22 protein-coding genes are annotated in these 26136 nt (G+C 71.9%); 13 read left to right on the forward strand and 9 right to left on the reverse strand.

The window, feature by feature from the left end:
* Genes AC07CM_RS07360 through AC07CM_RS07390 form a run of 7 tightly spaced genes read left to right on the forward strand, consistent with a single transcriptional unit; the run spans position 1 to position 7136 of the window.
* On the forward strand, positions 1-882 hold the full coding sequence (locus AC07CM_RS07360; protein ID WP_478875363.1) for a carbohydrate ABC transporter permease: 882 nt from the start codon (positions 1-3) through the stop codon (positions 880-882).
* The gene (locus AC07CM_RS07365) at positions 879-1709 is read left to right on the forward strand and encodes a carbohydrate ABC transporter permease (protein WP_478875364.1); all 831 of its coding nucleotides are present in this window, start codon (positions 879-881) and stop codon (positions 1707-1709) included. The genes AC07CM_RS07360 and AC07CM_RS07365 overlap by 4 nt, the downstream gene beginning before the upstream one ends.
* Entirely contained in the window at positions 1706-2797 is a 1092-nt protein-coding gene (locus AC07CM_RS07370) for an ABC transporter ATP-binding protein (RefSeq protein ID WP_478875365.1), read from the forward strand. Before AC07CM_RS07365 ends, AC07CM_RS07370 begins: the two co-directional genes overlap by 4 nt.
* Entirely contained in the window at positions 2797-3621 is an 825-nt protein-coding gene (locus tag AC07CM_RS07375; protein ID WP_478875366.1) for a DeoR/GlpR family DNA-binding transcription regulator, read from the forward strand. Before AC07CM_RS07370 ends, AC07CM_RS07375 begins: the two co-directional genes overlap by 1 nt.
* Positions 3599-4672, forward strand: coding sequence for an ABC transporter ATP-binding protein (locus AC07CM_RS07380; RefSeq protein ID WP_478875367.1), 1074 nt, complete (start codon positions 3599-3601; stop codon positions 4670-4672). The genes AC07CM_RS07375 and AC07CM_RS07380 overlap by 23 nt, the downstream gene beginning before the upstream one ends.
* Positions 4669-5691, forward strand: coding sequence for a 2-hydroxyacid dehydrogenase (locus AC07CM_RS07385; RefSeq protein ID WP_478875368.1), 1023 nt, complete (start codon positions 4669-4671; stop codon positions 5689-5691). Before AC07CM_RS07380 ends, AC07CM_RS07385 begins: the two co-directional genes overlap by 4 nt.
* 20 nt (positions 5692-5711) lie before the next feature.
* Complete coding sequence (locus AC07CM_RS07390) at positions 5712-7136, forward strand: FGGY family carbohydrate kinase (protein ID WP_478875369.1); 1425 nt, start codon at positions 5712-5714, stop codon at positions 7134-7136.
* A 249-nt stretch (positions 7137-7385) separates the two neighbouring features.
* Here the strand turns inward: AC07CM_RS07390 and AC07CM_RS07395 are convergent, their stop codons facing one another.
* Positions 7386-8048 carry a mycothiol-dependent nitroreductase Rv2466c family protein gene (locus AC07CM_RS07395; RefSeq protein WP_478875370.1) on the reverse strand — a complete coding sequence of 221 codons (663 nt, stop codon included), beginning with the start codon at positions 8046-8048 and terminating at the stop codon, positions 7386-7388.
* A gap of 138 nt (positions 8049-8186) precedes the next feature.
* On the opposite strand from AC07CM_RS07395, the gene pepN reads away from it, so the two are divergent.
* From pepN to AC07CM_RS07410, 3 genes are all read left to right on the forward strand, one after another.
* Complete coding sequence (gene pepN, locus AC07CM_RS07400; RefSeq protein ID WP_478875371.1) at positions 8187-10766, forward strand: aminopeptidase N; 2580 nt, start codon at positions 8187-8189, stop codon at positions 10764-10766.
* A 207-nt stretch (positions 10767-10973) separates the two neighbouring features.
* The gene (locus AC07CM_RS07405) at positions 10974-12014 is read left to right on the forward strand and encodes a hypothetical protein (RefSeq protein ID WP_478875372.1); all 1041 of its coding nucleotides are present in this window, start codon (positions 10974-10976) and stop codon (positions 12012-12014) included.
* 115 nt (positions 12015-12129) lie between these two features.
* A complete protein-coding gene (locus AC07CM_RS07410; protein WP_478875373.1) occupies positions 12130-12660 on the forward strand; it encodes a GNAT family N-acetyltransferase in 531 nt (176 codons plus the stop codon).
* Here AC07CM_RS07410 and AC07CM_RS07415 read toward each other — a convergent pair.
* From AC07CM_RS07415 to AC07CM_RS07440, 6 genes are all read right to left on the reverse strand, one after another.
* Entirely contained in the window at positions 12571-13815 is a 1245-nt protein-coding gene (locus AC07CM_RS07415) for a glycosyltransferase (RefSeq protein WP_478875739.1), read from the reverse strand. The two genes, AC07CM_RS07410 and AC07CM_RS07415, sit on opposite strands and share 90 nt — an antisense overlap.
* A gap of 141 nt (positions 13816-13956) precedes the next feature.
* Positions 13957-15090: a serine hydrolase domain-containing protein gene (locus AC07CM_RS07420; protein ID WP_478875374.1), complete on the reverse strand. Its 1134-nt coding sequence runs from the start codon at positions 15088-15090 to the stop codon at positions 13957-13959.
* A 93-nt stretch (positions 15091-15183) separates the two neighbouring features.
* Positions 15184-16935: a TIGR03767 family metallophosphoesterase gene (locus AC07CM_RS07425; RefSeq protein WP_478875375.1), complete on the reverse strand. Its 1752-nt coding sequence runs from the start codon at positions 16933-16935 to the stop codon at positions 15184-15186.
* 200 nt (positions 16936-17135) lie between these two features.
* On the reverse strand, positions 17136-17624 hold the full coding sequence (locus AC07CM_RS07430; protein WP_478875376.1) for an NUDIX hydrolase: 489 nt from the start codon (positions 17622-17624) through the stop codon (positions 17136-17138).
* A gap of 9 nt (positions 17625-17633) precedes the next feature.
* Complete coding sequence (locus AC07CM_RS07435) at positions 17634-18521, reverse strand: pyridoxamine 5'-phosphate oxidase family protein (protein WP_478875377.1); 888 nt, start codon at positions 18519-18521, stop codon at positions 17634-17636.
* 2 nt (positions 18522-18523) lie between these two features.
* Entirely contained in the window at positions 18524-18970 is a 447-nt protein-coding gene (locus AC07CM_RS07440; RefSeq protein WP_478875378.1) for a VOC family protein, read from the reverse strand.
* A gap of 109 nt (positions 18971-19079) precedes the next feature.
* On the opposite strand from AC07CM_RS07440, the gene AC07CM_RS07445 reads away from it, so the two are divergent.
* On the forward strand, positions 19080-19622 hold the full coding sequence (locus tag AC07CM_RS07445) for a CGNR zinc finger domain-containing protein (protein WP_478875379.1): 543 nt from the start codon (positions 19080-19082) through the stop codon (positions 19620-19622).
* A gap of 157 nt (positions 19623-19779) precedes the next feature.
* A complete protein-coding gene (locus AC07CM_RS07450) occupies positions 19780-23094 on the forward strand; it encodes a S8 family serine peptidase (RefSeq protein ID WP_478875380.1) in 3315 nt (1104 codons plus the stop codon).
* Between the two features lie 49 nt (positions 23095-23143).
* Here AC07CM_RS07450 and AC07CM_RS07455 read toward each other — a convergent pair whose 3' ends face one another.
* On the reverse strand, positions 23144-24097 hold the full coding sequence (locus tag AC07CM_RS07455) for a hypothetical protein (RefSeq protein ID WP_478875381.1): 954 nt from the start codon (positions 24095-24097) through the stop codon (positions 23144-23146).
* A 1-nt stretch (position 24098) separates the two neighbouring features.
* Positions 24099-24653: a sigma-70 family RNA polymerase sigma factor gene (locus tag AC07CM_RS07460; RefSeq protein WP_478875740.1), complete on the reverse strand. Its 555-nt coding sequence runs from the start codon at positions 24651-24653 to the stop codon at positions 24099-24101.
* Positions 24654-24997: 344 nt separating this feature from the next.
* On the opposite strand from AC07CM_RS07460, the gene AC07CM_RS07465 reads away from it, so the two are divergent.
* Positions 24998-26014 (forward strand): aspartate-semialdehyde dehydrogenase, encoded by a 1017-nt coding sequence (locus AC07CM_RS07465; protein ID WP_478875382.1) that lies wholly within the window; start codon positions 24998-25000, stop codon positions 26012-26014.
* The last annotated feature ends 122 nt before the right edge of the window (positions 26015-26136 follow it).

Below are 26136 nucleotides of genomic sequence, written 5' to 3' on the forward strand. Positions count from 1 at the left end.
ATGGGCCTGCGGACCGCCCTGCGGCCGTACTTCCTCGTCGTCCCGGCGCTGCTGCTGACCTGCGGAATCCTCTACCCCTTCGGCCTCGGGCTCTACTACACGCTGTTCGACTTCTCGGCGAGCAAGCCACAGCCGGACATGGTCCGCCTGCACAACTACGAGACGGTCTTCACGCAGGACGCCTTCTGGAACTCGGCCTGGGTGACCGTGCTCTACGCGGTCGGCGCGGCCGCCGTGGAGACCCTGCTCGGCGTCGCGGTCGCCCTGCTGCTGCACCGGTCGTCCCTGGTCGGCCGGATCCTGGAGAAGATCCTGATCCTTCCGCTGATGATCGCCCCGGTGATCGCGGCGATCATGTGGAAGCTGATGCTCCAGCCCTCGGTGGGCGTGGTCAACCACCTGCTGAAGCCCTTCGGACTCGGCGGGGTGCAGTGGACGGACACGCCGGCGGGCGCCCTGTTGTCGTCGATCGCCGTCGACGTCTGGGTCTACACCCCGTTCGTGGCGATACTGGCGCTGGCCGGTCTGCGGTCGCTGCCCACCTCCCCCTTCGAGGCGGCGGCCGTGGACGGCGCCGGCTGGTGGTACACCTTCCGGCGGCTGACCCTGCCGATGCTGTGGCCGTACGTCCTGGTCGCGGTGATCTTCCGGTTCATGGACTCGCTGAAGGTCTTCGACATCATCTACGCCCTGACCGAGGGCGGCCCCGGCGACTCGACGGTGGTGCTGCAGATCCGCGCCTACCTGGAGGCGATCCGCTTCCAGCGCTACTCCTTCGGGATCAGCTACACGATCGTGCTGTGGGCCGTGGTGTACCTGGCCGCGATGGTGCTCGTCCGGCATCTGGGGCGCATCCAGCGGAAGGCGGCCGAGGCCAAGTGACCCACCGGAAACGGCTGCTGGGGTGGCTCGCGGATGCCGCCCTCGTCCTCTACTTCGTCTTCGCGCTCTTCCCGATCGCCTGGATGGTGATCCTGTCCCTCAAGCCCGCCGACCAGCTCTTCAGCACCTACTTCTCCTTCACCCCGACGCTGGACTCCTACCGGACCGTGCTGGGCGACAGCGAGGGCATCCCGTTCGTGCGGTTCTTCGTCAACAGCCTGGTGGTGTCGGTGGGCGCGGTCGTGCTCTCGCTGGTGGTCGGCCTGCCGGCCGCGTACGCCTCGGCGCGCTGGCGGTTCCGGGGCTCGGAGAACCTGATGTTCACGCTGCTGTCGTTCCGGTTCGCGCCCGAACTCACGGTGATCATCCCGCTGTTCGTGCTCTACCAGAAGCTGGGACTGTTCGACACCTACGTCGGCATGGTGTGGGTGCTGCAACTGGTCACCCTGCCACTGGTGGTGTGGATCATGCGGTCGTACTTCGCCGATCTGACGCCGGAGCTGGAGCAGGCCGCGCTGCTCGACGGCTACTCCCGCAAGCAGGCCTTCTTCAAGGTGGCCCTGCCGCTGGTGAAGCCCGGCATCGCGGCCGTGTCCCTGCTGGCGTTCATCTTCGCCTGGAACAACTTCGTCTTCCCGCTCATCCTCACCTCCAGCTCGGCGCAGACCGTGACCGTGGGCGCGCTGTCCTTCCTCGGCGGCGACCGGCCCAAGTACAACCTCACGGCCGCCGCCGCGCTGGTCTCCGTCGTACCGCCGCTGCTGCTGGCTCTGACCATCCAGCGGTATCTGGTGCGCGGGCTGTCGTTCGGGGCGGTGAAGTCATGAGCGTGGCGCTGCGGGACGTGCACAAGACGTACGGGAGGACCACGGCCCTCGACGGGCTCGATCTTGAGGTCGAGGAGGGTGAGTTCTTCTGCCTGCTCGGGCCCTCCGGCGCGGGCAAGACCACGACGCTGAAGACCGTCGCCGGGCTGGAGCGGCCCGACTCCGGGACCGTCGAGATCGACGGCCGCGACATGCGGGACGTGGAGCCCTACGACCGGGGCGTGGCCATGTGCTTCGAGAGCTACGCCCTCTACCCGCACCGGTCCGTCTACGACAACCTCGTCTCACCCCTGCGCTCCCCGAGACACCGGCTGCCGGCCGCCGAGGCCCGCGACCGGGTCGCCGCCGTCGCCGAACTGCTCGGTGTCGGCGCCCTGCTGGACCGGTCGGTGGGGCAGTTGTCGAACGGGCAGCGGCAGCGGGTCGCCCTCGGCCGGGTGCTGGTCCGCCCGGCCCGCGCCTTCCTCCTGGACGAGCCGCTCTCCCACCTGGACGCCAAGCTGCGCCAGCAGATGCGGGCGGAGCTGAAGGCGATCGGGGCCGTCCGGCGGACCACCACCCTGTACGTCACCCACGACTCCGTCGAGGCGCTGGCGCTCGGGGACCGGATCGGGGTCGTCCGGGACGGGCGGATCGTGCAGACCGGCACCCGGGAGGACATCTGGTACCGGCCCCACGACACCGAGGTCGCCCGGGCCTTCGGACGGCCCCGGATCAACCTGCTGCCCGGGACGGTGACCGAGAGCGGGGCCTTCCGTTCGGTGGACGGCGCGCTCGAACTGCCGCTGCCGGTACGGGTTCCCGCGGGCGGCGAGGTGCTGGTCGGCCTGCGCCCCCGGGACGTCTCCCTGGCCGGGGAGGGCCACCGGCTCACCGGAACCGTGTACGTCACCGAGGTGCTCGGGCGGTCCGTCGAGGTCACGGTGCGGATCGGCACGCAGCACCTGTCGCTCGTCGTGCCGCGGAGCGAGGCGGCCGGGCTGCGTCCCGACGATCCGGTCCGCCCGGCCGTCCGGCCTGAGAACCTGCTGGTGTTCGAGGCCGACCGGCCGGAGCGCCCAGGACGACGAATCGGGAAGAGCACGTGATGAGCAGTGGTGCACAGCAGGGACCCGCGGCCCGGCAGGCCGCCATGGCCGAACTCGTGCTGGCCGAGGGCTCGGCCACGGCGGCCGAGCTGGCCGAGCGGTTCGGGGTGAGCCTGATGACCATCCACCGGGACCTGGACGAACTCGAACGGCAGGGCATCGTACGGAAGTTCCGGGGCGGGGTGACCGCGCAGCCGTCCGGGGTGTTCGAGTCGAACGTGCAGTACCGGCTGAAGACCATGCGCCCGCAGAAGGCCGCGCTCGCCGAGCACGCGCTGCGCCACGTAGAACCCGGTATGGCGATCCTCCTCGACGACTCCACCTCCACCCTGGAGATAGCGCGCCGGCTCCGCCTCGGCGAGATCACCCCGCTCACGGTCGTCACCAACTTCCTGGAGGCGGTCAACCTCCTCGCCGACCAGCGGGGCATCCATCTGATGGCCCTCGGCGGCGACTACGACCCGCTGCACTCCTCCTTCCTCGGAGTGTCCTGCGTGGAGGCGGTCGAACAGCTGCGCGTGGACGTGTGCTTCGCCTCGACCTCGGGCGTGCACGGCGGCTACGCCTACCACCAGGAGCAGCACATCGTCTCCGTGAAGCGGGCGATGCTCGACGCGGCCGCCCGCAACGTGCTGCTGGTCGACCACGGCAAGCTGGGCCGGGTCGCCCTGCACCGGGTCGCCCCGCTCTCCCGGTTCGACCTGCTGCTGGTGGACGACGGGGCGTCCGCCGAGGCGCTGCGCGACCTGGACGAGCACAAGGTGCGCTACGAGGTGTGCGCCACGGATCCGAGGGAGGGCGATGACCGCGCTGGAGCTGCGTGAACTGCGCAAGACGTACCGGTCGCGGGGTCGCCCGGCGGTGGAGGCGGTGCGGGGGCTCGACCTGAGCCTGAAGTCGGGCGAGCTGCTGGGGCTGCTGGGCCCGTCGGGCTGCGGGAAGTCCACCACGCTGCGGATGATCGCGGGGCTGGAGGCGGTGACCGGCGGGGACATCCTGGTCGGGGGCGCCTCGGTGGTCGGCCGTCCGGCACAGCGGAGGAACGTCGGGGTCGCGTTCGAGAACTACGCGCTGTACCCGCCGCTGACGGTCGCGGAGAACCTGGCGTTCGGGCTGCGGGCCCGCAGGCGTGCCGAGCGGGGAGACGTCTCCCGCAAGGTCGCCGAGATCGCCGAGCGGGTCGGCTTGACCGATGTCCTCGACGCCCGCCCGGCGGGGCTGTCCAGCGGGCAGAAGCAGCGCGTGTCCCTGGCCCGGGCGCTGATCCGGGAACCGGACGTGCTCCTCCTGGACGAGCCGCTGTCCCATCTGGACGCGGCCCAGCGCGACACCACCCGCCGTGAACTCAAGCGCCTGCAGCGGGACCTGGGCCACACCACGATCCTGGTCACGCACGACCAGGAGGAGGCCCTGTCCCTCGCCGACCGGATCGCCGTCATGCGGGACGGCGTGATCCAGCAGCTCGGCACCCCCTACGAGATCTACGACAGCCCGGCCACCACCTTCGTGGCGGACTTCGTCGGCGAGCCCGCGATCAACCTGCTGCCAGGCATCGCCGACGCCGGCGGCCAGGCGCGCCTCGCCGCCGGGGCGCGGGTCGCGCTGCCGGTGCCGGTGGCCCCGGACCGGCCCGTGGTGGTCGGCATCCGCCCCGAGGACCTGGCCCTCACCGGCGACGAGGGCATCCCCGCCCGCGTGGTGGCCCACGAGCCGCTGCTGGAGTCGGGCATCGCCACCCTCGCCCTCGACGGGGTGGAAAGGCACCTGGTGGTGCTCACCGGGCCCGAGGTGCGCCTCGCGCACGACGAACAGGTCCGGGTGGCGGCCGGGCTCACGCATGTCTTCGACGCCGAGACGGGAGACTCCCTGCGATGACCTCCAGCGTGCGTGTGGTGGCCGCCGGCGACCACTTCGTCCTGCCGTCGCTGATCGCCGAGGCCCTGGGCCGGGAAGCAGCCTGTGAGGTGCGGGAACTGACCCTCGGCTGGCCCCTCGAGCCCTTCGGGCCGGTCGCCGAGGTGAGCGAGGCCAGCGACGCCGAGGACGAACTGATCGGCGCCCTGCGGGGCGCGCAGGTGCTGGTCACCCAGATGGGGCCGGTCACCGAACGCGTCCTCGGCGCGTGCCCGCAGCTGCGGCTGGTGGTGGTCTGCCGGGGCGGGCCGGTCAACGTCAATCTGGACGCCGCCGGGCGACACGACGTACGGGTGTGCTTCGCGCCGGGCCGCAACGCCACGGCGACCGCCGAGTTCACCGTCGGCCTGCTCCTCGCGGCCCTGCGCCGCATCCCCCAGGCCCATGAACTCCTCGCGCGGCAGGGGAGTTGGGCCGGATCGGCGTACTACACCTACGAACACAGCGGCCTGGAGCTGGAGGACCTGCCGGTCGGCCTGGTCGGCTACGGCGCGGTGGGCAGCCGGGTGGCGCGAGTGCTGTGCGCCTTCGGGGCGCGGGTGATGGTGTACGACCCCTATGTGCGCGGCGAGGTGCACGGGCTGCGCGTGGCCTCGCTGGACGACCTCCTGCGCCGCTCCGCCGTGATCACCCTGCACGCCCGGCTCACCGCCGAGACCCGGGGGCTGATCGGCGCCCGCGAGCTGGCGCTGCTGCCGCCCGGCGCGGTGGTGGTGAACGCGGCCCGGGGTCCGCTGCTGGACGAGGAGGCGCTGTGCGACGCGCTGGAGAGCGGGCGGCTGGCGGCGGCGGCCCTGGACACCTACGCCCGTGAACCGCTCCCGCCCGGCTCCCGGCTGCCCGGGCTCGCCGACCGTGTCGTCCTCACCCCGCACCTGGGCGGGGCCAGCCGGGCGGTGGCGGAGAAGGCCGCGCGGATCGCCGCCGCCGAGGTGGGGCGGTGGGTGCGCGGGGAACCGCTCGCGCACTGTCTGACCTGAGAAGCTGCCGGGAGGCGGGCATGTTCGTCGGGATCGATGTGGGCACATCCACGGTCAAGGCCGCCGCCTTCGACGGCACCGGCCACCAACTGGCCGTAGAGACACGACCGGTGGGCCTCGACCTGCACGACGGGGCCGTGGAACAGGACATGGAGGAGGTGTACGGGGCCGTCGTCGCTGTGCTGGAGGCCCTGACCGGGCAGGTGCCGGGGCCGGTGGAGCTGGCCGGGCTGACCGGGCAGGGCGACGGGGTGTGGCTGGTGGACGCGGCGGGCCGCCCGGTGCGGCCGGCGGCCTCCTGGATGGACGGCCGGGCCCATGAGCTGGTGGACCAGTGGCTCGCGGACGGCACCTTCGAGGCCGTCTTCCGGCGCACCGGCGGCGCCATGTTCCCGGGCTGCCCGGGCCCGCTGCTGGCCTGGCTGGACCGGCACGAGCCGAAGTCCCTGGACGCGGCCGCGGCGGCCGTCTACTGCAAGGACATGGTCTTCCAGCGGCTGGCCGGCACCGCACGGGCGGTGACGGACGTGTCGGACGCGTCGATGCCGTTCCTGGACCCGCGCACCCGGTCCTACGACGGCCGGGTGGTGGAACTGCTCGGCCTGACCCACCGCCGGCACCTGCTCGCCCGGATCGGCGACCCGGTGGCGACCGGCGAGGCGCACGAGGGGCTGCCGCCCGGCACCCGGCTGGCGAACGGCCCGTACGACCTGCCCGCCTGTGCGCTCGGCGCGGGGGTCACCGCGCCCGGCGACGGGCTGCTGATCGTCGGCACCTGCCTGGCGAGCCTGGTCGCCACCACCGAGCTGGACCTGGGCGGTGAACCGGCCGGCCTGTACATCTCCACCGACCGGCCCGGCCACTGGCTGCGCGCGATGCCCGCGATGGTCGGCACGGCGGCCCTGGACTGGGTGCTGAGGACGACGGGGGTCCGGCATCCGGAGGTCGACGACCTGCTGGCCGCCACCCCGCCCGGCGCGCACGGCGTGCGTGTGCTGCCGTACTTCGCACCCTCCGGCGAGCGCGCCCCCTTCGTGGAGCCCCGGCTGCGGGCCGAACTCACCGGTGTCTCACTGGAGTCGACGTCCGCCGATCTGATCCGCGCCACCTGCGAGGGCATCGGCTACGCGGCCCGGCACTGCCTGGCGGCGGCGGGCCTGACCGGGACGCTCGCGGTGTGCGGGGGCGGCACCCGCAGCCCCGCCTGGATGCGGCTCCTGGCCGACGTCCTGGGCCGCCCGCTGCGGGTGGTCGAGGGCGAGGTGGGCGCACGGGGCGCGGTGCTCGCGGCGGCCGAGCGGTACGGGGTCGCGCTGGACGCCGATCTCTGGACCCGGCCGACGCGCGTGGTGGAACCCGACGCCGACCGGGCGGCGTACTACACGAAGGGCTACGAGGAGCATCTGGAGCGACTGGCGACGGCCAGGGACCGGGCGCGGCGGTGACCGCTGCCCGGCCCGTGACCGTCGGGGAGGGTGCTACATGGAGTTCAAGCGATGCCCGAGCTGCGGCGGCCCGCTGCAGGCGTTCCGGCCGCTCAGCGACGAGGAGAAGGTACACGTCCGCAAGGAGAAGTCGGGGCACGCGCCCGATGCCTACGTCCGCTGCACCAGGGAGGGGTGCCGCCGCTACCAGCGCAGCTGGAACTGGACCGACGGCGGCTGGTTCCCCCCCTCCCGAGGACACGTGACGGGTCAGAGGTTGCTGAAGTCCGGGCCCTTGGTGCGGGTCCGCTTGATCTCGTAGAAGCCGGGGACAGAGGCGACCGCCAGGGTGCCGTCCCACAGGCGGGCCGCCTCCTCGCCCTTGGGGGCGGGGGTGACGACCGGGCCGAAGAAGGCGATCTGCTCGCCGTCGGGGCCCGGGACCGCGATGACCGGGGTGCCGACGTCCTGGCCGACCTTCTCGATGCCCTCCTTGTGGGAGGCGCGCAGCTCCGCGTCGAACTCGAAGTCCTGCTGCTCGGCGTACTCGATCAGCTCGGCGGGCAGGCCGACGTCCGCGAGCGCGCCGGCGACGGCCTCCAGGGTCGAGCCCTCGCCGTTGTTGTGGATCCGGGTGCCGAGCGCGGTGTAGAGGGGGCCGAGGATGTCCGCGCCGTGCTTCTGCCAGGCCGCGGTGACCACGCGCACCGGCTGCCAGGCCGTGGTGGCGAGCATCTCCCGGTACGACTCGGGCAGCTCGTCCAGCCGGTTCTCGTTGAGGACGGCGAGGCTCATGATGTGCCAGCGGACCTCGATGTCGCGGACCTTCTCCACCTCCAGCACCCAGCGGGAGGTCATCCAGGCCCAGGGGCACAGCGGGTCGAACCAGAAGTCCACGGGGGTCTTGCCGGACGTGGTCGCGGTCTCGGACATGTCTCTCCTCGGCGAAACGGGCTTTTGAAAGCCCAACATTCCCGCTCGCCCCCTCATTCCCTGGTGCCCCTGTCAGGGGCGCATGGCAGGATCGGTCCTGTTCTGAGGTGTCCAAGCGACCACGAGGGAGTGCCGCCCGTGCCCGGTGAGAATCTGTCCCGCGACGAGGCCCGGGAGCGGGCCGCCCTGCTGTCCGTCGACGGGTACGAGGTGGCGCTCGACCTGCGCTCCGCCGTCGGTGACGGGAACGGGGAGCCGCGCACCTTCCGGTCGGTGACCACGATCAGGTTCCGCTGCAACGAGCCGGGCGCGTCCAGCTTCGCGGACCTGATCGCGCCGAGCGTGACGTCGGTCACGCTCAACGGCAAGGACCTGGACCCCGGCGAGGTGTTCGACGGCTCCCGGATCGCCCTGGAGGACCTGGCCGCCGAGAACGAACTGGTGGTCGACGCCCGGTGCGCCTACTCCCGCACCGGTGAGGGCCTGCACCGCTTCGTGGACCCCGAGGACGGCGAGGTCTACCTCTACACCCAGTACGAGCCGGCCGACGCCCGCCGGGTCTTCGCCAACTTCGAGCAGCCGGACCTGAAGGCCCCCTACCGCTTCGAGGTGCAGGCGCCCGAAGGGTGGACGGTGTGGAGCAACGGCGCCGGTGAACTCGCCGACGGGGTATGGCGGTTCGCGGAGACGAAGCCGATCTCGACGTACATCACCTGCGTGGTGGCGGGGCCGTACCACTATGTGACGGACTCCTACGAGCGGACCTTCGAGGACGGCACGAAGCTGGAGATCCCGCTCGGCGCGATGTGCCGCAAGGGCCTCGCGCCCTACTTCGACGCCGACGACGTCTTCCTGGTCACCAAGCAGGGCCTGGACTTCTTCCACGACCACTTCGACTATCCGTACCCGTTCGGCAAGTACGACCAGGCGTTCGTGCCCGAGTACAACCTGGGCGCGATGGAGAACCCGGGTCTGGTGACCTTCCGCGAGGAGTACATCTTCCGCGGGAAGGTGACGCAGGCGTCGTACGAGGCCCGGGCCAACGTCATCCTGCACGAGATGGCCCACATGTGGTTCGGCGACCTGGTCACCATGGTGTGGTGGGACGACCTGTGGCTGAAGGAGTCCTTCGCGGACTTCATGGGCACGTTCGCCAACGTCGGCGCGACCCGCTTCACCGCCGCCTGGATCACCTTCGCCAACCGCCGCAAGGCCTGGGCCTACCGCGCGGACCAACTGCCCTCCACGCACCCGATCACGGCGGACATCCGCGACCTGCAGGACGCCAAGCTCAACTTCGACGGCATCACCTACGCCAAGGGCGCCTCCGTGCTGAAGCAGCTGGTGGCGTACGTCGGCCGGGACGCCTTCCTCGAGGGCGCCCGCCGCTACTTCAAGCGGAACGCGTACGGCAACACGCGCCTGGGCGACCTGCTGTCGGTGCTGGCGGAGACCAGCGGCCGGGACATGACCGTGTGGGCCCGCTCCTGGCTGCAGACGGCCGGGGTGAACTCGCTGACCCCGCAGGTGCTGCTGGACGCCGAGGGCCGGGTGGCCGAGCTGGCGGTGGTGCAGGAGGCGCCGGAGTCGCACCCCGAGCTGCGCCCGCACCGGGTCGCGGTGGGCCTGTACCGCCGTACGCCCGCGGGAGCGCTGGAGCGGTACGCGCGCGTGGAGACGGACGTGGAGGGTCCGCGCACGGTCGTGGCGGAGCCGGCCGGTGCCGAGGCGCCGGAGCTGGTGCTGGTCAACGACGACGACCTGACCTACTGCAAGATCCGCTTCGACGAGACCTCGCTGCAGACCCTGCGCGCGCACCTGGGTGAGCTGACCGACCCGCTGGCGCGCGCCCTGTGCTGGTCGGCGCTGTGGAACCTCACCCGGGACGCCCTGCTGCCGGCGCGCGACTTCGTGGACCTGGTGCTGCGGTTCGCGGGCCGGGAGTCCGACATCGGCGTGCTGCAGATGCTGCACGCCTGGGCGAACTCGGCGCTGGTGCACTACGCGGCGCCGACGTGGCGGGCGACGGGCGAGGCGCTGCTCGCCGAGGGCGCGCTGCGCGAGCTGCGGGCCGCGGAGGCCGGCAGCGAGCACCAGCTGGCCTGGGCGCGCTTCTTCGCGACGGTCGCCTCCACCGAGGAGGACCTTGCCCTGCTGAAGGGCCTGCTTGACGGCACCGGGACGGTCGAGGGCCTGGAGGTTGACCAGGAGCTGCGCTGGGCCTTCCTGGAGCCGCTGGCGGCCCACGGGGTGGCCGACGAGTCCGCGCTGGCGGCCGAACTGGCCCGCGACGACACGGCGTCCGGCAAGCGCCACCAGGTCCGCTGTCTGGCCGCGCGCCCGTCGGCGGCGGTCAAGGCGCAGGCCTGGGCGCAGGTCGTGGAGTCCGACGCCCTGTCGAACGCGCTGGTGGAGGCGACGATCACGGGCTTCGACCAGCCCTCGCAGCGGGAGCTGACGGCGCCGTACGCCCAGTTGTACTTCGCGGCGATCGAGCGGGTGTGGCGGGAGCGGTCGATCCAGATCGGGATGGACGTCGTACGAGGCCTGTTCCCCTCCTTCCAGGACCGTCCGGAGACGCTGGAGGCGACGGACGCGTGGCTGGAGTCCCACGCGGACGCGGCGCCCGCGCTGCGCCGGCTCGTGCTGGAGGCGCGGGACGACCTGGCGCGGTCCCTGCGCGGACAGGCGTGCGACGCGGCGACCGCCGGAGCCTGATCGTTGGCCTGAGCTTGCCCGGTCGGTGACCGTTACGGAATTCAGGCAATAGGAGCCGTAACCCCTGGTCCGCACCTGATTGGACCAGGGGTTTTCCGTGCCTACTCGGCACCCGAACACCCGTCCTTTAGTTCCACCTTGTCCGCATTCCTCGACGAGCGTGTAACAACGGTTAAAGAAGGGACCGCACGCGGGAACTTCGAGGCCATGACGCACAACACCCCGCTCTCCCCCCGCCCCCTCCGTCATCTCTCCGACGTCCGGCGCCGCGTCCTGACGGTGGCCCAGCTCCGGTCCCAGGGCGTCTCGACGGCCGAGCTGAACGATCAGTGCCGCCCCGGCGGCGCCTGGCAGTTGCTGCTGCCGAACGTGGTCCTGCTGCACCCCGGCCCGCCGACGAGCGAGGAGCGGCTGCACGGGGCGCTGCTGTACGCGGCACGGGAGTCGGTCCCGGGCGGCGTCCCGGTACAGCCCACCGCCGACGAGCCCCACCGTCCGGTGTACGCGGAGGTCGCGATCACGGGCCTCGCCGCCCTGACCCTGTACGGCTTCTCCTCCGCCCCGTCGCTGCTCTCCCTGGACCGCGTCGACGTGCTGGTCCCCCGGCTGCGCCGGCTGCGCTCCAGCGGCTACGTCCGCATCCTGCGCACCTCCGGTCTTCCCGCCCCCCGCGCGGTGACGGGCCTGCCGGTGGCGCCGGTGCCGCGCGCACTGGCGGACGCGGTGGCGGAGCTGACGGACGCGGAGGCGGTGCGGCTGCTGCTGACCGAGGCCGTACGCGGTGGTCATTGCGAACCGGCGTCCGTGGTGCGCGAGTTGACCCAGGCGAAGCTGCTGACCCGCCCGCACGTGGTGGACGCCGTGGACTCGCTGCTCGCCGAGGGCCGGGCGATCGCCGAGGACCGCCTCTACCGGATGGTCCGCGAGTTCGGCCTGCCCGACCCCGTCTGGAACGTGGACCTGCGCCTGCCGGGCGGACCCCACCTCGGCGGGCTGGACGCGTACTGGCCGCGGCAGGCGGTCGCGCTGGAACTCGACACCCGCGCACCCCGCCAGGACGACGACGCCCTCTGGTCGGAATACGCCCGCAAGCGCGAGCACTTCGAACGTCTGGGCATCACGGTCGTCCACATCACACCCAGGAAGCTCCGCGACTCCCCGGAACAACAGGCGACCGTGGTCCGTACGGCCCTGATGGCGTCGGGCGACCGTGACCCGGCGGCGTATGTCGTGGTGCTGCCCCGGTAGTGACGGACCAGGGCCGCATCAGGAGGGGGGAAGAGGAGGGGCCACCGGGCCGAACACCCCGGTGGCCCCTTTCATGTCCAACTCTCCTTGCCGGCAGGCGCGTTACTGTGACCGGATGAGCGATGAAGCCGTCGTGCTGCGCCCTGCCCGCGAGGACGATCTGACCTTGCTGGAACGGTTTCTGCTGGAGCCGGATACCGCCGGGCCGTTCCAGTGGTACGGCTGGTCGGACCCCGGGCGGTTCAGGCGCCGCTTCACCGAGAACGGGCTGCTGGGCGAGGACGGCGGCCTGCTGATCGTGGAGTCCGCCGCCGACCCGCTCGGATTCGTCGCCTGGCGCAGACGCGTCATCTCGCCCTCCACCCACTGCTGGAACATCGGCGCCCAGCTGCTGCCCGAGGCCTGTGGGCGCGGCATCGGAACCCGTGCCCAGCTGGAGCTCGTCCGCCACCTGTTCGCCCACACCCCCGTGCAGCGGATCGAGGCCGACACCGAGGTCGGGAACATCGCCGAGCAGCGGGCCCTGGAGAAGGCCGGTTTCACCCGCGAGGGCGTGCTACGGGGCATCGTCTTCCGGGCCGGGCAGTGGCGCGACGGCGTCGGCTACAGCGTGCTGCGCGACGACCCGCTGCCCGCCGACGTGTGAGGCGTACACCTCGTCGAGCAGCGCGGCGTACGCCGCGATCATCCGGGTACGGCTGAACCGCTCCCTGCTGCGCTCAAGCGCCGGGGTCAACCGGGCACGGCCGGCGATCGCGCTCGACCAGGCCAGGGCGATCGCGCCCGGGTCCGGCGGGGTGACGAAGCCGTGGCCCGCCGCGATCGACGCGCTGTCGCCGACGTCCGTCGTGACCGGCACGGCCCCGCACATCATGCCCTCGATCAGGCACAGCGGCGCGGCCTCCCCGGAGACGGAGGTCAGGGCGACGACGTCGGCGCCGGCGTAGACGGCCTCCATGTCGTGCCGGACGCCGAGCAGGTGCACCCGGTCGGTCAGGTCCCGCTCGCCGGCGAAGGCGATCTCCATGTCCGCCCACAGGGCGGGGTTGACGTCCGTCATCCCGGCCCCGCACATCACCACGTGACCGCCGCCCTCGCGGGCGAGCCAGGTCCGCGCGGCCCGCAGCAGGAGGGGCACGTTCTTCATCGGCGCGTACCGGGCCGCGAAGACGACCACCGGGGCCGTCGCCGGGATGCCCAGCGAGGCACGGAAGCCCAGCCGGGCCGCCGCGTCCGGCCGGAACCGGAGCAGATCGACCCCGTTGGGGATGACGTGCAGCAGCTCGGCCGGGATGCCCGCGGCCTCGTACGCCGCCCGCGTCGACTCGGCGCAGCACACGCACGCCACCACCGTGCCGTCCGCGATCGCGGCCTTCAGCTCGTCCAGGGCGGGCCCCTGGTTCTGCGGGTCGGAGCGGTGCAGGCAGACCACGACCGGCCGGCGGGGCAGGCCCGCCTGGTTCAGCAGGGCGAGCGGCTGCTCCTTGAGCGAGAGGATCACATCGGCGCCGGCCATGGACCGAGCGGTTTCGGCCAGCTCCGGACCGCTGAAAACCGACGCTGCCACCGACCCGTCCACCAGGCCCGCGCTGCGGCCCAGTGAGGCGACAGCGACCTCGCCGGCCGTCAGCGCCCGGTAACAGTGGTCGTCCTCCATCCGCTGCCGGGTGGCCTCGCGATGGACCTCCCCGTGGATGCTGAGCACCCGGTGGGACTGGCCGCCCTCGGCCAGTCCCAGTACGACGTCGCTGTGCACGATCCTGGCTCCTCCGGAGAAGAAGCCCTCGTAGACCGACAGCACACGCAGTCCGTGCCTCGTGCGCACACGACCACCCGCCTTGCATAGAAATCGAGCCATCCCCGTTCGCAGCGGGTTAGCCGATATGAGGCGGTACGGACATTACGTACGCGTTAACAACGAACGTCGCGGATGAAACAGTGACTAACAAAATTCCGCTTCGATCACCGCGTCCGCGTCCCCCACCCAGTCCCCGTTGAAATTGAGTGCGAGGGAATGGCGCCCGTCGGCCGTGGTCACGGCCGAGGACGCCGAGCCGTGGATGCCTCCGTCATGGCCCCAGACATGAACACCGCAGGTCAGCGTGCGGTCCATGACGCCGAGCCCGTAGCCGATGTTGGGAGCGCCGACCATCTTCACGGTGGTTTTCATTTCCTTCAGCTGAATCGGCGGGAGAAGTTTGCCGCGCAGCAGTGCGCTGTAGAAACGATCGAGGTCCGCGGAATTCGAGATCATTTCGCCCGCGGACGAGGCGAGGGAGGGGTTGAGGGTCGTGACGTCGTACGATGGCCCCGTGGGCTCCCCGAATTTCGAGTAGGCGCGGCTGCTGGGGCGCGGGACGGTGACCCGGGTGCCGGGTACCGAGGTGGCGGTGAGGTGCAGGGGGTCGACGATGCGCCTGATGATCTCCGTGGCGTAGGAATGGCCCGTCACCTTCTCGATCACCATGCCGGCCACGACGTAGTTGGTGTTCGAGTAGTTCCAGGAGGTGCCCGGCGCGAAGTCGGGCTCGTGCTTCATCGCGATCGCCACCAGGTCCTGCGGGCGGAGCGTGTCGTAGCGGTGCTGGAAGAAGCCGTCCTTGAGGAAGTAGGCGTGTCCGAAGTCGTCGTCGGCCGTGTAGTTGTAGATGCCGCTGGTGTGGTTGAGGAGCTGACGGACGGTGATGCGGCTCCCGTCGTGTCCGTGACCGTGGACGAGCCCGGGCAGCCACTTCTCCACGCTGTCGTCCAGGGAGAGCCGGCCCTCCGCCTCCAGCTGGAGCAGGACGGTGGAGACGAAGGTCTTGGTGATGCTGCCGACGCGGTAGCGGTCGGCCGTCGAGCGCGGCCTGCCCGTGCGGATGTCGCCCACGCCCGCGGTCGCGGACCAGGTGCCGTGGCCGTCCTTGGCGGTGGCGGTCGTGCCCGGTACGCCCGCCGCGACGGCCGCCTCCAGTGCCCGGCGGGTGTCGGAGTGACCGCCCGTGGCGGGACCGGCGGCCGCGAGGGCCGGGCCCGCCAGGGCCGTGGTGAGGAGCAGGGCGGTGGCGCCCACCAGGGTCGTACGTACGCGCATGTCTTCCCCCAACTGTGCCGTTCGGTTCGGTCGGAGGAAGAAACCCCGGGGGGTTGTCCGAAGTTGCCTCGTTGTAGGCCGGTTGAGTGAGTTTCAGCCCTTCTTCAGCACCAGCTCCGTGTTCCGGTCGGACGAGCTGCCCGCGAGGGTCGTCTTGGCGCCGGGGGCGTTGTACGACAGCTCGCGGTAGAGGGCGGCGAGTCCGGTCTGGGAGAGGTCGGCGTAGTCGGTGCGGTGCGGGGCGGCGGACTCGATCAGGGTGGTGAAGACGGAGAGCGTGCCGTCCTTGTTGTCCACCAGCTCGATCACGCGGGCGAGCTGGGGGTGGTCGACGTGCGAGGCGGTGGAGATCTCCCAGAAGGAGCGGCCGCCGGAGGCCTTGTGCGGGGTGATGACGTTCTTGTGGATGTGACCGTTCACCCAGGCGAGCACCTTGCCGTGGGCGGAGAGCGCCGAGACCACCTCGGCGCCGTCGTGGCGCCGCTCCCCCGGGTGGGCCGGGTCCGGGCGGGTGTTGGTCATCGTCTTGCTGGTGTGGTGGCTGAAGACGACGGCGTAGGAGTCCTTGTTGTCCGTCAGCGTCCGCTCCAGCCACTTCAGCTGGGCGGTGCCGATGGAGCCCTCGTAGTGGCCGCCGGCGTCGGTGGTGTCGAGGCTGATGCCGATGACGTCGTCGGAGATGCGGAAGGCGTAGTACTGGGTGCCCGCGTCGAGGTTCGCCAAGGAGTAGCCGTGACCGGCCGGGCCGTGGCCCTGGTGGGCCGGGTCGAGGTGGGCCTTGAGGTAGTCGGCGGAGGTGTAGGGGGCCCGCTTCTCGTCCGGGGTGACCGAGTGCGCGGAGCGGGCGTGGGCCTTGAGGAAGTCGCGGTAGCCGACGCCCTTGGGGTCCGTGGCCTTCTTGATGGCGTCCTGGAGCTTCTTCGCGTCGGCGGCGGAGACGTTCATCAGCTTCTTGCCGCCGATGGCCGCCTCGGCGAGGTAGGGGTCGCCGTGGGAGCCGTAGCAGCCGAGCGGGAGCGCGTCGTGGTTGCCGACGGTGGAGTACCAGGGCAGGTTGAGGCCGGGGCTCTTCACCTCGCGGGTCGCGGCGGCCAGGAAGCCCGCCAGGTGCGGGAAGCCGAGCGCCTTGTCGCCGTCCCGGACGGTGGAGTCGGGCTGCCAGTACAGCTTCAGGCCGCTGTTCTGCACGCCCTCGTAGTGCCGGGGGTCCCCGGAGTTCGGGGTGATGCGGCCACCGCTCATCACCTTCATGAACCACTCCAGTTCGGAGTGGGCGTTGTTGTCGGTGTTGTCGCCGGTGGTCATCACGAAGTGGAGCGGGGCGCCGGTGACGGGGGCGCCCCGCAGCGCGTTGACCCGCTCGACGAGCGAGATGGCGCCCGGCACGGTGAGCGCCTCGTGCGGCCGCCAGGCGTGCGGGTCGGTGGAGCGCAGGAACTCGAGCCGCAGCGGGTGCTGGACGTCCATCAGGTGCAGGTCGGTGAACTGCACGAACGCCGCGAGGGTGGTACGGCGGCCCGCGCGGCCGGACTTGGGGGCGGCCAGCTCGCCGCGTACGACCCGCTTCCAGCCGGGGCCGTCGCCGAGGCGCCGGTAGCCGGAGCTGTTGCGGGGTGCGGCGACGGAGGCGAGGGTCGTGCCCTTGGTGTAGGGCGCGAGCGGGGTTGCGGCGGAGGCCCGCCGGGAGTGGGCGACGGGCGCCTCGGCGGTGGTGGCGGCCCGGCTGTCGGTGGGACGCAGGACGTAGCCGGCGCCCGCGGAGAGCGAGACCGCTCCGGCGGCGGCAAGGACGGTACGGCGGTGGACCCCCAGAGCGGAGGTGGCGACAGAGCGTATGCGCGACATGGCGCGATCTCCCCGAGTGCGAACGCGTCGGCAGTGGTCGCGGGTCGTCGCAGGCGCGAACGCCCCGCTCGCTCTGGATGGTTGGCACCGGGGATGACCTGCGCGTGAACGCGGCGGCAACGCGCAGCGCCGATCACCGTACGTGGATCACGCGGTGGACGGGGCGGTCATGGAGTGGATTGCGGGTGGCTGGAAGGCGGTCACTCCTCGTTCATCTCCTGGGGTAGGGGAGGGGCTCCGAGGCCCGCGTGTCCGGCCGCCGGCCGCTCGCGCCACAGGCGCAGCGCCACGTCGACCAGGCGCACCCGGTTCAGGCCCGGAACGGCGTCCAGGTCCTGCCAGGCGGCGAGGTCGGTGGATCCGCCGACCTCGTAGCGGAGTTCACCGCCGGTGATCCCGCCCTCGTAGAGGATCCGCACCCCGTGGTGGTCGGTGAGCCGGCGCAGACCGCCGCCGCGGTGGACGTGGCGGGAGGAGTCCACGCCGAGGAGGCCGGTCACCTCGATGCGGTAGCCGGTCTCCTCGGTCACCTCGCGGCGTACGGTGTCGTACGGGTCCTCACCGTGCTCCATGCCGCCGCCCGGCAGCACCCATTCGGGGGTGCCGTCGGGGCTCGGCGAGCGGGCGAGCAGGATCTGTCCGTCGCGCACGCACACGGCGTAGGCCGCCACCCTCAGCTTCCGTCGCATGGACGGACGTTAGCGTGCCTTGTCCGGATTGGCGGGCGAATATTCCGGCGCGGACCAGCACAGGGGAAGGGCCGTCGGCGTCTCCACGGCCTCCGTGAGCAGGAAGCGGACGGTCCGCTCGCCGTCGGCGGTGAACTCCGTGTGCGCCTCGCCGGTGAGCTGGAGGGTGGTGCCGGTCGTCCAGTCCAGCAGGAGCAGTCCGGCGCGGGGGTCGGCGCGCAGGTTGCCGAGGGTGAGGAACATGGCGTTGCCGGAGTAGTCCGGCCAGGTCAGTTCGCGCGGTGAGACCACGCGGACGAAGCCCGGGTTGCCGCCCCGGTGGCTGACGTCGGCGCCCGCGGCGTGCACGGTGGCCAGGAAGAAGGTGTCGGCCGAGGCGACGAACCCGGCCTGCATGTCGTCCAGTCGAGCGACCCGGCGCGGTGTGCCCGGCTCGCGGTCGGGCACCGTCCCGTACGACTCCCGGCGCTGGATGTACTTGGGGCAGTTGGAGAACACCTGGTCGGCCTCGACCGCGAAGCCCCGGGCCGTGGGCCGGAGACGGCCGTTGAGGCGCATCCGGCGGCGGGTGCGCGGGTCGAGGGCGATGGTGCCGACGGGAGTGCCCGGCGTGGTCAGGGCCGTCGCGAGCGGGTCGGCCGGGGGTGGCCCGCCCGCGACGGATGCCTGCCGCGGCCCGGTGGCCCGGACGAAGCCCGGGGTTCCCGTGATCGCCGAGGCCCACACCCGGCCCGTACGGGGGTCCGCCGCGCCCACCACCAGCAGGGGCTGGATGTCCAGGAAGGCCGCCGCGACCGGCTTGATGCCCTGACCGAGGGAGCGGCCGACGTGGTCGGCGCGGTCCCGGAGGCCGAGCAGGTCCTGCACGGCACGCGAACCCGCGTGATACACGCCCATGGCTAGAAGAAACCGCAGGTCGGAGCGGAGGCGTGCGGGGCCGGGGCGCCCTCGGCGCCGTGCGGGACGGAGATCTCCAGGCGGGTGCCGTCCGGGTCGTGGAAGAAGATCCCTCCCGAGGCCGAGCCCTCCCGGTGGGCGACCAGGCCCTCGTGCGCGAACTCCACCCCGGCGGCCCTGAGCGACGACTCGTACTCCCGGACCCGGTCCACCGAGTCCGCCGTGAAGGCCAGGTGGTGCAGCCCGGCCCGGCCCCCGTCGTACGACCCCTCGGCCTGCTGCCAGAGGGTGAGGACGGGCGCGTCGCCCCCGTCCCCGAGGAACGCGTACCTGCGGTCGTCGTCCTTGCCCTCGGCCAGCAGCGCGAAGCCCAGCACGTCCCGGTAGAAGGCGAGCGAGCGGTCGAGGTCGGTGACGTTCAGGCCGGTGTGGCCCGTGCTCAAGGCCATGGCTCTCCCCTTCGGATTGTCTAACCTTCATAAACCACGTTAGAAGGTTAGAGTCGGGGGCGTCAACCGGTCACGTACTCTTGACCGGTTAGCCGAGAAGGAGTGCCCGATGTCCGCCGCCCGCGATCCCCGCCCGCTCACCGGTGAGCCCCTCGCGCTCGACCTGCTCAACACCCGGTGGAACAAGGAGGGCGCCATGCAGGACCTGCTCGCCGACACCGAGGGCCTCGCGGTGTGGCTGGCGAGCAACGGGCTCGACGGCGCCCACACGGCCGACGCGGACGCCCTGCGGCACCTGCGGCAGGCGCGGGAGGCGCTGCGGACCGCGGTGGACGGGTCACTGGCGCAGGGGGCGCCGCTCGTGGACGCCGTGCTCGGACACGGGCGCGTGCGGGACCGGCTGACCGAGGAGGGGGCGGCCGAGGAGTTCGAGTTCGCCGCCCCGTCCTGGGGGCCGGCCTGGCTGGCCGCGCACGACTACCTGGACCTGCTCACGCGGGCGCCGGACCGTATCCGCACCTGCGCCCACGAGACGTGCGTCCTGCACTTCTTCGACACCTCGCGGAACGGCACCCGCCGCTGGTGCTCGATGGCCGCGTGCGGCAACCGCGCGAAGGCGTCCCGCCATTACGCCCGCTCGAAGGAAAACTGAGCAAATCCCGCACTACGGGGGTTTTTTCCACCCAAACCACATCGCGGGTTTTCCCCATACCTGCATCTCGGTTAGGTCAACGGCTCCCAAAGAACCGTCCCTTGGGTAAGGCTGTGCGCTCGTCCGGCACTGGATTCTTCACCTACAAGGGATGCCGATGACCCACACCCCCGAGCGCGATCCCATACCCGGCCACAGACGCCTGGCCCGAATAGCCGTGGCCGTCGGAGTGGTGGCCGCCCTCTCCGCGACCGGACCGATACCCCTGGCCCTCGCGACGGACGCGTCGCAGTCCGCCACTGCCGCCGACCCCGGCGTCAAGTCCGCCCACGACAAACTCGGTTCGGACGACGCCGACCTGCTCGCCGAGGCCAAGGCGGACGGCGACAAGAACGTCACGATGATGATCGCGACCACGCCCGGGAAGACCGAGCAGGTCGCCGAGGAGCTGGACGCCGTCAAGGGCGGCTCCGTGGGCCGCACCTACGACAAGCTCGGCTACGTCCGGGCCACCGTGCCGACCGGCCGGGCGGACTCGGCGATCGCCGCCGCGGCGAAGCTGTCCTCGGTGCAGGCGATCGACCTCAGGCAGGAGATCCCGCTCGACGAACCGACGCCGGCCGCGGACACCGCGCAGGGCGCCAAGGGCACGGGCTCGGCGGCCACTTACCCCGCCCCGGGCAAGAACACCCCGGCGGAGAACCCGTACAACCCGTCCTTCGAGACCGGTGCCGTCGACTTCGTGCGGGAGCACCCGAAGGCGGACGGCCGGGGCATCACCATCGGCATCCTCGACTCCGGCGTCGACCTGGGCCATCCGGCGCTGCAGAAGACCACCACCGGCGAGCGCAAGATCGTCGACTGGGTCACCGCGACCGACCCGATCGTGGACAGCGACGCCACCTGGCGCCCGATGGTCACCGCGGTCTCCGGTCCCTCGTTCTCCTACGCCGGCCAGACCTGGACGTCGCCGGCGGGCGCGTACGGGATCAGCACCTTCAAGGAGTCCGCCACCACCGGCGGCGACGAGAAGGGCGACCTCAACCGGGACGGCGACACCACCGACAGCTGGGGCGTCCTGTACGACGCGGCGGCCGGCACGGTCACGCTGGACCTGAACAACAACCACGACTTCACCGACGACACGACGATGAAGCCGTACAAGGACGGCTACCAGGTCGGCTACTTCGGCACCGACGACCCGAAGACGGACGTCGTGGAACGGGTGCCGTTCGTCGTGCAGGTCCGCAAGGACGTCCCGATGGACCCCTACGGCGGCTCCTGGGTCGGCAAGAAGGCCGACTTCGTCAACATCGGCGTCATCGAGTCCGAGCACGGCACCCACGTGGCCGGCATCACCTCCGCCAACGGCCTGTTCGGCGGGAAGATGAACGGCGCGGCCCCGGGCGCGAAGATCGTCTCCTCCCGTGCCTGCACCTGGACCGGCGGCTGCACCAACGTCGCCCTCACCGAGGGCATGATCGACCTGGTCGCCAACCGGGGCGTCGACATCGTCAACATGTCGATCGGCGGTCTGCCGGCGCTGAACGACGGCAACAACGCGCGCGCCGAGCTGTACACGCGGCTCATCGACACCTACGGCGTCCAGCTCGTCATCTCGGCGGGCAACTCCGGTCCCGGCGCCAACACCATCGGCGACCCCGGCCTCGCGGACAAGGTGATCTCGGTCGGCGCCGGCATCTCCAGGCGGACCTGGGCCGCCAACTACGGCTCGCAGGTGGAGACGGAGTACGCGCTGATGCCGTTCTCCTCGCGCGGCCCGCGTGAGGACGGCGGCTTCACGCCGACCCTGGTCGCGCCCGGCGCCGCGATCAACAGCACCCAGACCTGGCTGCCGGGCTCCCCGGTCGCCGAGGCGGGCTACTCGCTGCCGGCCGGCTACTCGATGCTCCAGGGCACCTCGATGGCCTCGCCGCAGGCCGCAGGCGCCTCCGCGCTGCTGCTGTCGGCCGCGAAGCAGAAGGGCATCGACCTGACGCCCGCCGAGCTGCGCACGGCGCTGACCTCGACCGCCGACCACATCAAGGGCGCGCAGGCCTACGAGGAGGGCGCCGGCCTGATCGACATCGTCGACGCCTGGGACGCGATCCGCGACGACGCGACCTCGCACGACTACACGGTCAAGGCCCCGGTCGACACCGCGATCGACTACGCCCTGAAGACCCCGGGCTTCGGCACCGGCCTGTACGACCGCGAGGGCGGTCTGAAGGCCGGCCAGAAGAAGACGTACGACGTCACCATCACCCGTACGTCCGGCCCGGACAAGGCGGTGTGGCACGAGCTGCACTTCGAGAACAACGCCGGGCGCACCTTCCGGATCCTCGGAGACGACGTCGTGCGGCTGCCCCTGAACCAGCCGGTGACGGTCAAGGTCCAGGCGGCCCCGCGGTCGGCGGGTCTCAAGAGCGCGATCCTGGAGGTCGACGACCCGAGGACGGAGGGGATCGACAAGCAGATCCTCACCACCGTCGTGGTCTCCACCCCGGTGAACTTCACCTACTCCACGTCGGGTTCGGTGCAGCGCAACAGCACGCGGTCGTACTTCCTGACCGTGCCCGAGGGCGCGAAGTCGCTGGAGGTCGCGATCGGCGGGCTGAAGGACAAGAGCCAGACCCGGTTCATCGCGATCCACCCGTACGGCACTCCGGTGGACAACACCGGCACCCCGTACTGCTACAACAACTACCTGGACGGCAACGGCTGCAAGCCGGACGTCCGGTCCTTCTCCGACCCGCAGCCCGGCGTCTGGGAGGTCGAGGTCGAGGCGCGCCGCACCTCGCCGCTGCTCGACAACCCGTACACGCTCGACGCCTCCGTCCTCGGCGCGGCCTTCGACCCGGAGACCGTGACCGTGCCCGAGGCGAAGGTCGGCACCCCGGCCACCGCCTCCTGGAAGGTGACCAACAAGTACGCCGCGCTCGACGGCAAGCTGGTCGGCGGCCCGCTCGGCTCCTCGAAGACGGCCCGTCCGGCCATCAAGGAGGGCGAGACGCAGACCACCACGGTGGACGTCCCGGCCGGCGCGAAGTCCCTCGACGTCGCGATCGGCGACGTCTCGGACGCGGCCGCCGACCTGGACCTGACCGTGTACGACGCGAGCGGCAAGCAGGTCGCGCAGTCCGCCGACGGCGACTCGGAGGAGGCGGTCTCCATCGCGTCGCCGGCCGCCGGTACGTACACGATCCAGGTCGTGGGCTACTCGGTCCCCTCCGGTTCGACCGACTACGACTACCGGGACGTGTTCTTCTCCTCCGCGCTCGGCACCGTCACGGTCGACGGCTCGGCCCCGGTCAAGCTCGGCACCGGTGACTCGGCCACGGTGACCGGCCAGGTCACGGCCGCCGCCGAGGCCCCGGCCGGCCGCGAGTTCTTCGGCCGGGTCCAGCTGGTGAACGCCCGTGGCACGGTCGCGGGCACCGGCAGCGTGAAGATCGAGAAGGTCACCCCGTAGGGGTCGCTCCACGGTGAGGGGCGGGTGTCCGGGTCCGGACACCCGCCCCTCACGGCTTGTCGGTCGGCTCCTCGGCCGGGCAGCCGGTGTGCCGGGACCCGGGCAGCGCCTCGGTGATCCAGGCCCGGTTGGCGGCCACCCGGGTGTCACCGACGGCCCACAGGCTCGCGCCCAGCTGCCCCCGGCCGACCCGGACGAGGACGTGCTGTCCCGTGCGCGGGGCCGGCTTCGCACCGCCGTCCAGCAGGAAGGCGACCTCGGCCGGGCCGTGGGCGGGCTTGTAGGAACGGATCACGGTCAGCGTGATCCGGGTCCAGGGCGCCGACCTTCTCGGGTCCACCTCGGCCACGGTGCCCTCCACGACCAGTTCGGAGCAGGCCAGGACCCGTTCCGGGTCGGAGGGCCGCCCGCCGTCCCCGGACACCTCGGCCGTGGCCTGGTCCGCCTTCTTGTCCGAGGCGCTCCCGGCGCTGTCCTCCGAGGCCCCGGGCGCGTGCGTCACGACCCAGCCGAGCCCGACGGCCATGGTGAGGGCGGCGGCACCGGCGAGCGAGCCGAGGGCGATCCGCAGGGCCCGGCGGGGGCCGGGGCGCGGCGGCCGGGCCGGGCGTACGGGAGCGGCGGGACGCGTGGCGCTCCACGGACGCTTCCCGTGCCGACCGGACGCCGGGGTCTGCGAGGACTCCGGGGAGTCCGACGGCGCCGAGGACTCCGGCGCCCCCGTGGGTGCCGCGGCCTTCGCCGGCCCGGGCGGCTCCGGTGCCCGCGCCTGCCCGGCCCCCGTCGGCTCCTCCCCCAGTTCCTCCCCGGTCAGCGCCTCCGCGAGCCACGTCAGTCGGCCCCGCAGTACCACCAGGTCGGCCTCGGCCGAGCTGTGTTCGGTCACGTAGGCGGCGTCCCCGCGGGCTTCCTCCGGCAGGGGTTCGCCCGTGATCGCGGCCATGAGCGCGTCCATGCCGGCGTACTCCCCCGCGCCTGCCGCGCCCTCGTGTTCGGCGGTCACGTCACACCACCTCGTCCTCGTGCAGCGTCTCGCGCAGGGCGCGGACCGCCGTGTGCAGCCTGCTCTTCACCGTGCCCTCGGGAATGCCCAGCTCCTCGGCGATCGCGCGCACCGGCAGGTCGGCGAAGAAGCGCAGCACGAGGACCTGACGCTGGGCGTCGGGCAGTTCGTCCAGGCCCCGGGCCACGGCCAGGGAGAGCAGGCTGGTCTCCTCGCCGGAGGGGTGCGCGGGCTCGCGCAGCGAGGCCAGCCGCTCCCCCAGCCGCTCCTGGCGCCGCTTGGCCCGGTGCCAGTCCATGGCCAGGTTGGAGGCGACCACCGCCGCCCACGCCGACACGTCCCGCGGCGCCTCGCGCCCGCTCGCGGCCCGTTCCAGCAGCCGCAGGCGGACCTGCTGGACCCCGTCCGGCAGGTCCGCCTGCGGCACCCCGCCGAGCGCGAGCACCGCCCGCACCCGGCGTTCCTGGGCCGCGTCCAGTGGGTCGTCGTCGATGCGGCCGGTGCGGTCCGCACCGGCGTACGCCCCCTGGTCGCGGCGCGCCCTTCCGCGCAGCACAAGCCACCCCCTCACGCGTTTGCCCCTACGACGCCCGAGCGGGTGGAAACGTTCGGCCGGATACCGGGCGTGTCGAGAGGCGTACGTCACACCGCCGTGTGGCCGGCGCCGGCAGGGGCAGGGGCGGCACAGCACAGCTTCCGGCGCGGGGCCGCCTCCGAGGGAACATCTGCAGCTCAGCGGGGTGCCCGGCGGAGGTACGGAACCGTCGGCCGGGTGATCGTGTCCCACTCCTCGGGCACGCGTCGCAAAGAATTGGACAGGTGGACCGGGGTCGGCCGCATGATGGAAAAGCCCCGGTCATGCATGAGACACGCAGCAAGAGACACATAGAGGGAGTCGCCGTGAGGGTCGGAATCGTCGGAGCCACCGGTCAGGTCGGCACGGTCATGCGCAGGATCCTCGCGGAGCGGAACTTCCCGGTCACACAGCTGCGCCTGTTCGCCTCGGCCCGCTCGGCCGGGACGGTGCTGGACGGCGTGACGGTGGAGGACGCGGCGACCGCCGACTACACCGGCCTCGACATCGTGCTCTTCTCCGCGGGCGGCGCGACCTCCAAGGCGCTGGCCGAGAAGGTGGCCTCGCAGGGCCCCGTCGTGATCGACAACTCCTCCGCCTGGCGCAAGGACCCCGAGGTTCCGCTGGTCGTCTCCGAGGTGAACCCGCACGCGATCGCCGACCGCCCCAAGGGCATCATCGCCAACCCGAACTGCACCACCATGGCCGCCATGCCGGTGCTGAAGGCGCTGCACGAGGAGGCCGGCCTGGAGGCGCTGATCGTCGCCACCTACCAGGCGGTGTCCGGCTCCGGTCTCGCGGGCGTGGCCGAGCTGCACGGCCAGGTGCAGAAGGTGGCCGCCGAGGCCGACAAGCTGACCCACGACGGCGCGGCGGTCGACTTCCCCGAGCCGCAGGTCTACAAGCGCGCCATCGCCTTCAACGTGCTCCCGCTCGCCGGCAGCATCGTCGACGACGGTCTCAACGAGACCGACGAGGAGCAGAAGCTGCGCAACGAGTCCCGCAAGATCCTGGAGATCCCCGGGCTGAAGGTCTCCGGCACCTGCGTGCGCGTCCCGGTCTTCTCCGGCCACTCCCTCCAGGTCAACGCCCGGTTCGCCCGCCCGATCTCCCCCGAGCGCGCGACCGAGCTGCTGGCGAAGGCCCCGGGCGTCGCCCTCTCCGAGATCCCGACCCCGCTGCAGGCGGCCGGCCAGGACCCGTCGTACGTCGGCCGGATCCGCCGCGACGAGACGGTGGACAACGGCCTCGCCCTGTTCATCTCCAACGACAACCTCCGCAAGGGCGCCGCGCTGAACGCGGTCCAGATCGCGGAGCTGGTGGCGGCGGAGCTCAAGAGCTGACAGCTCGGCGCACGGCACCTCCGGGGGGGGAACCCACCGGGGGTCCCCCCACTGTTTTTCTCGGGGTTTTCCTCCGGGTTTCCCCCCCCACCACCGGGAACCCCCCCCCCTTTCGGGCCCTT

This window comes from Streptomyces sp. NPDC044061 (assembly GCF_056434305.1).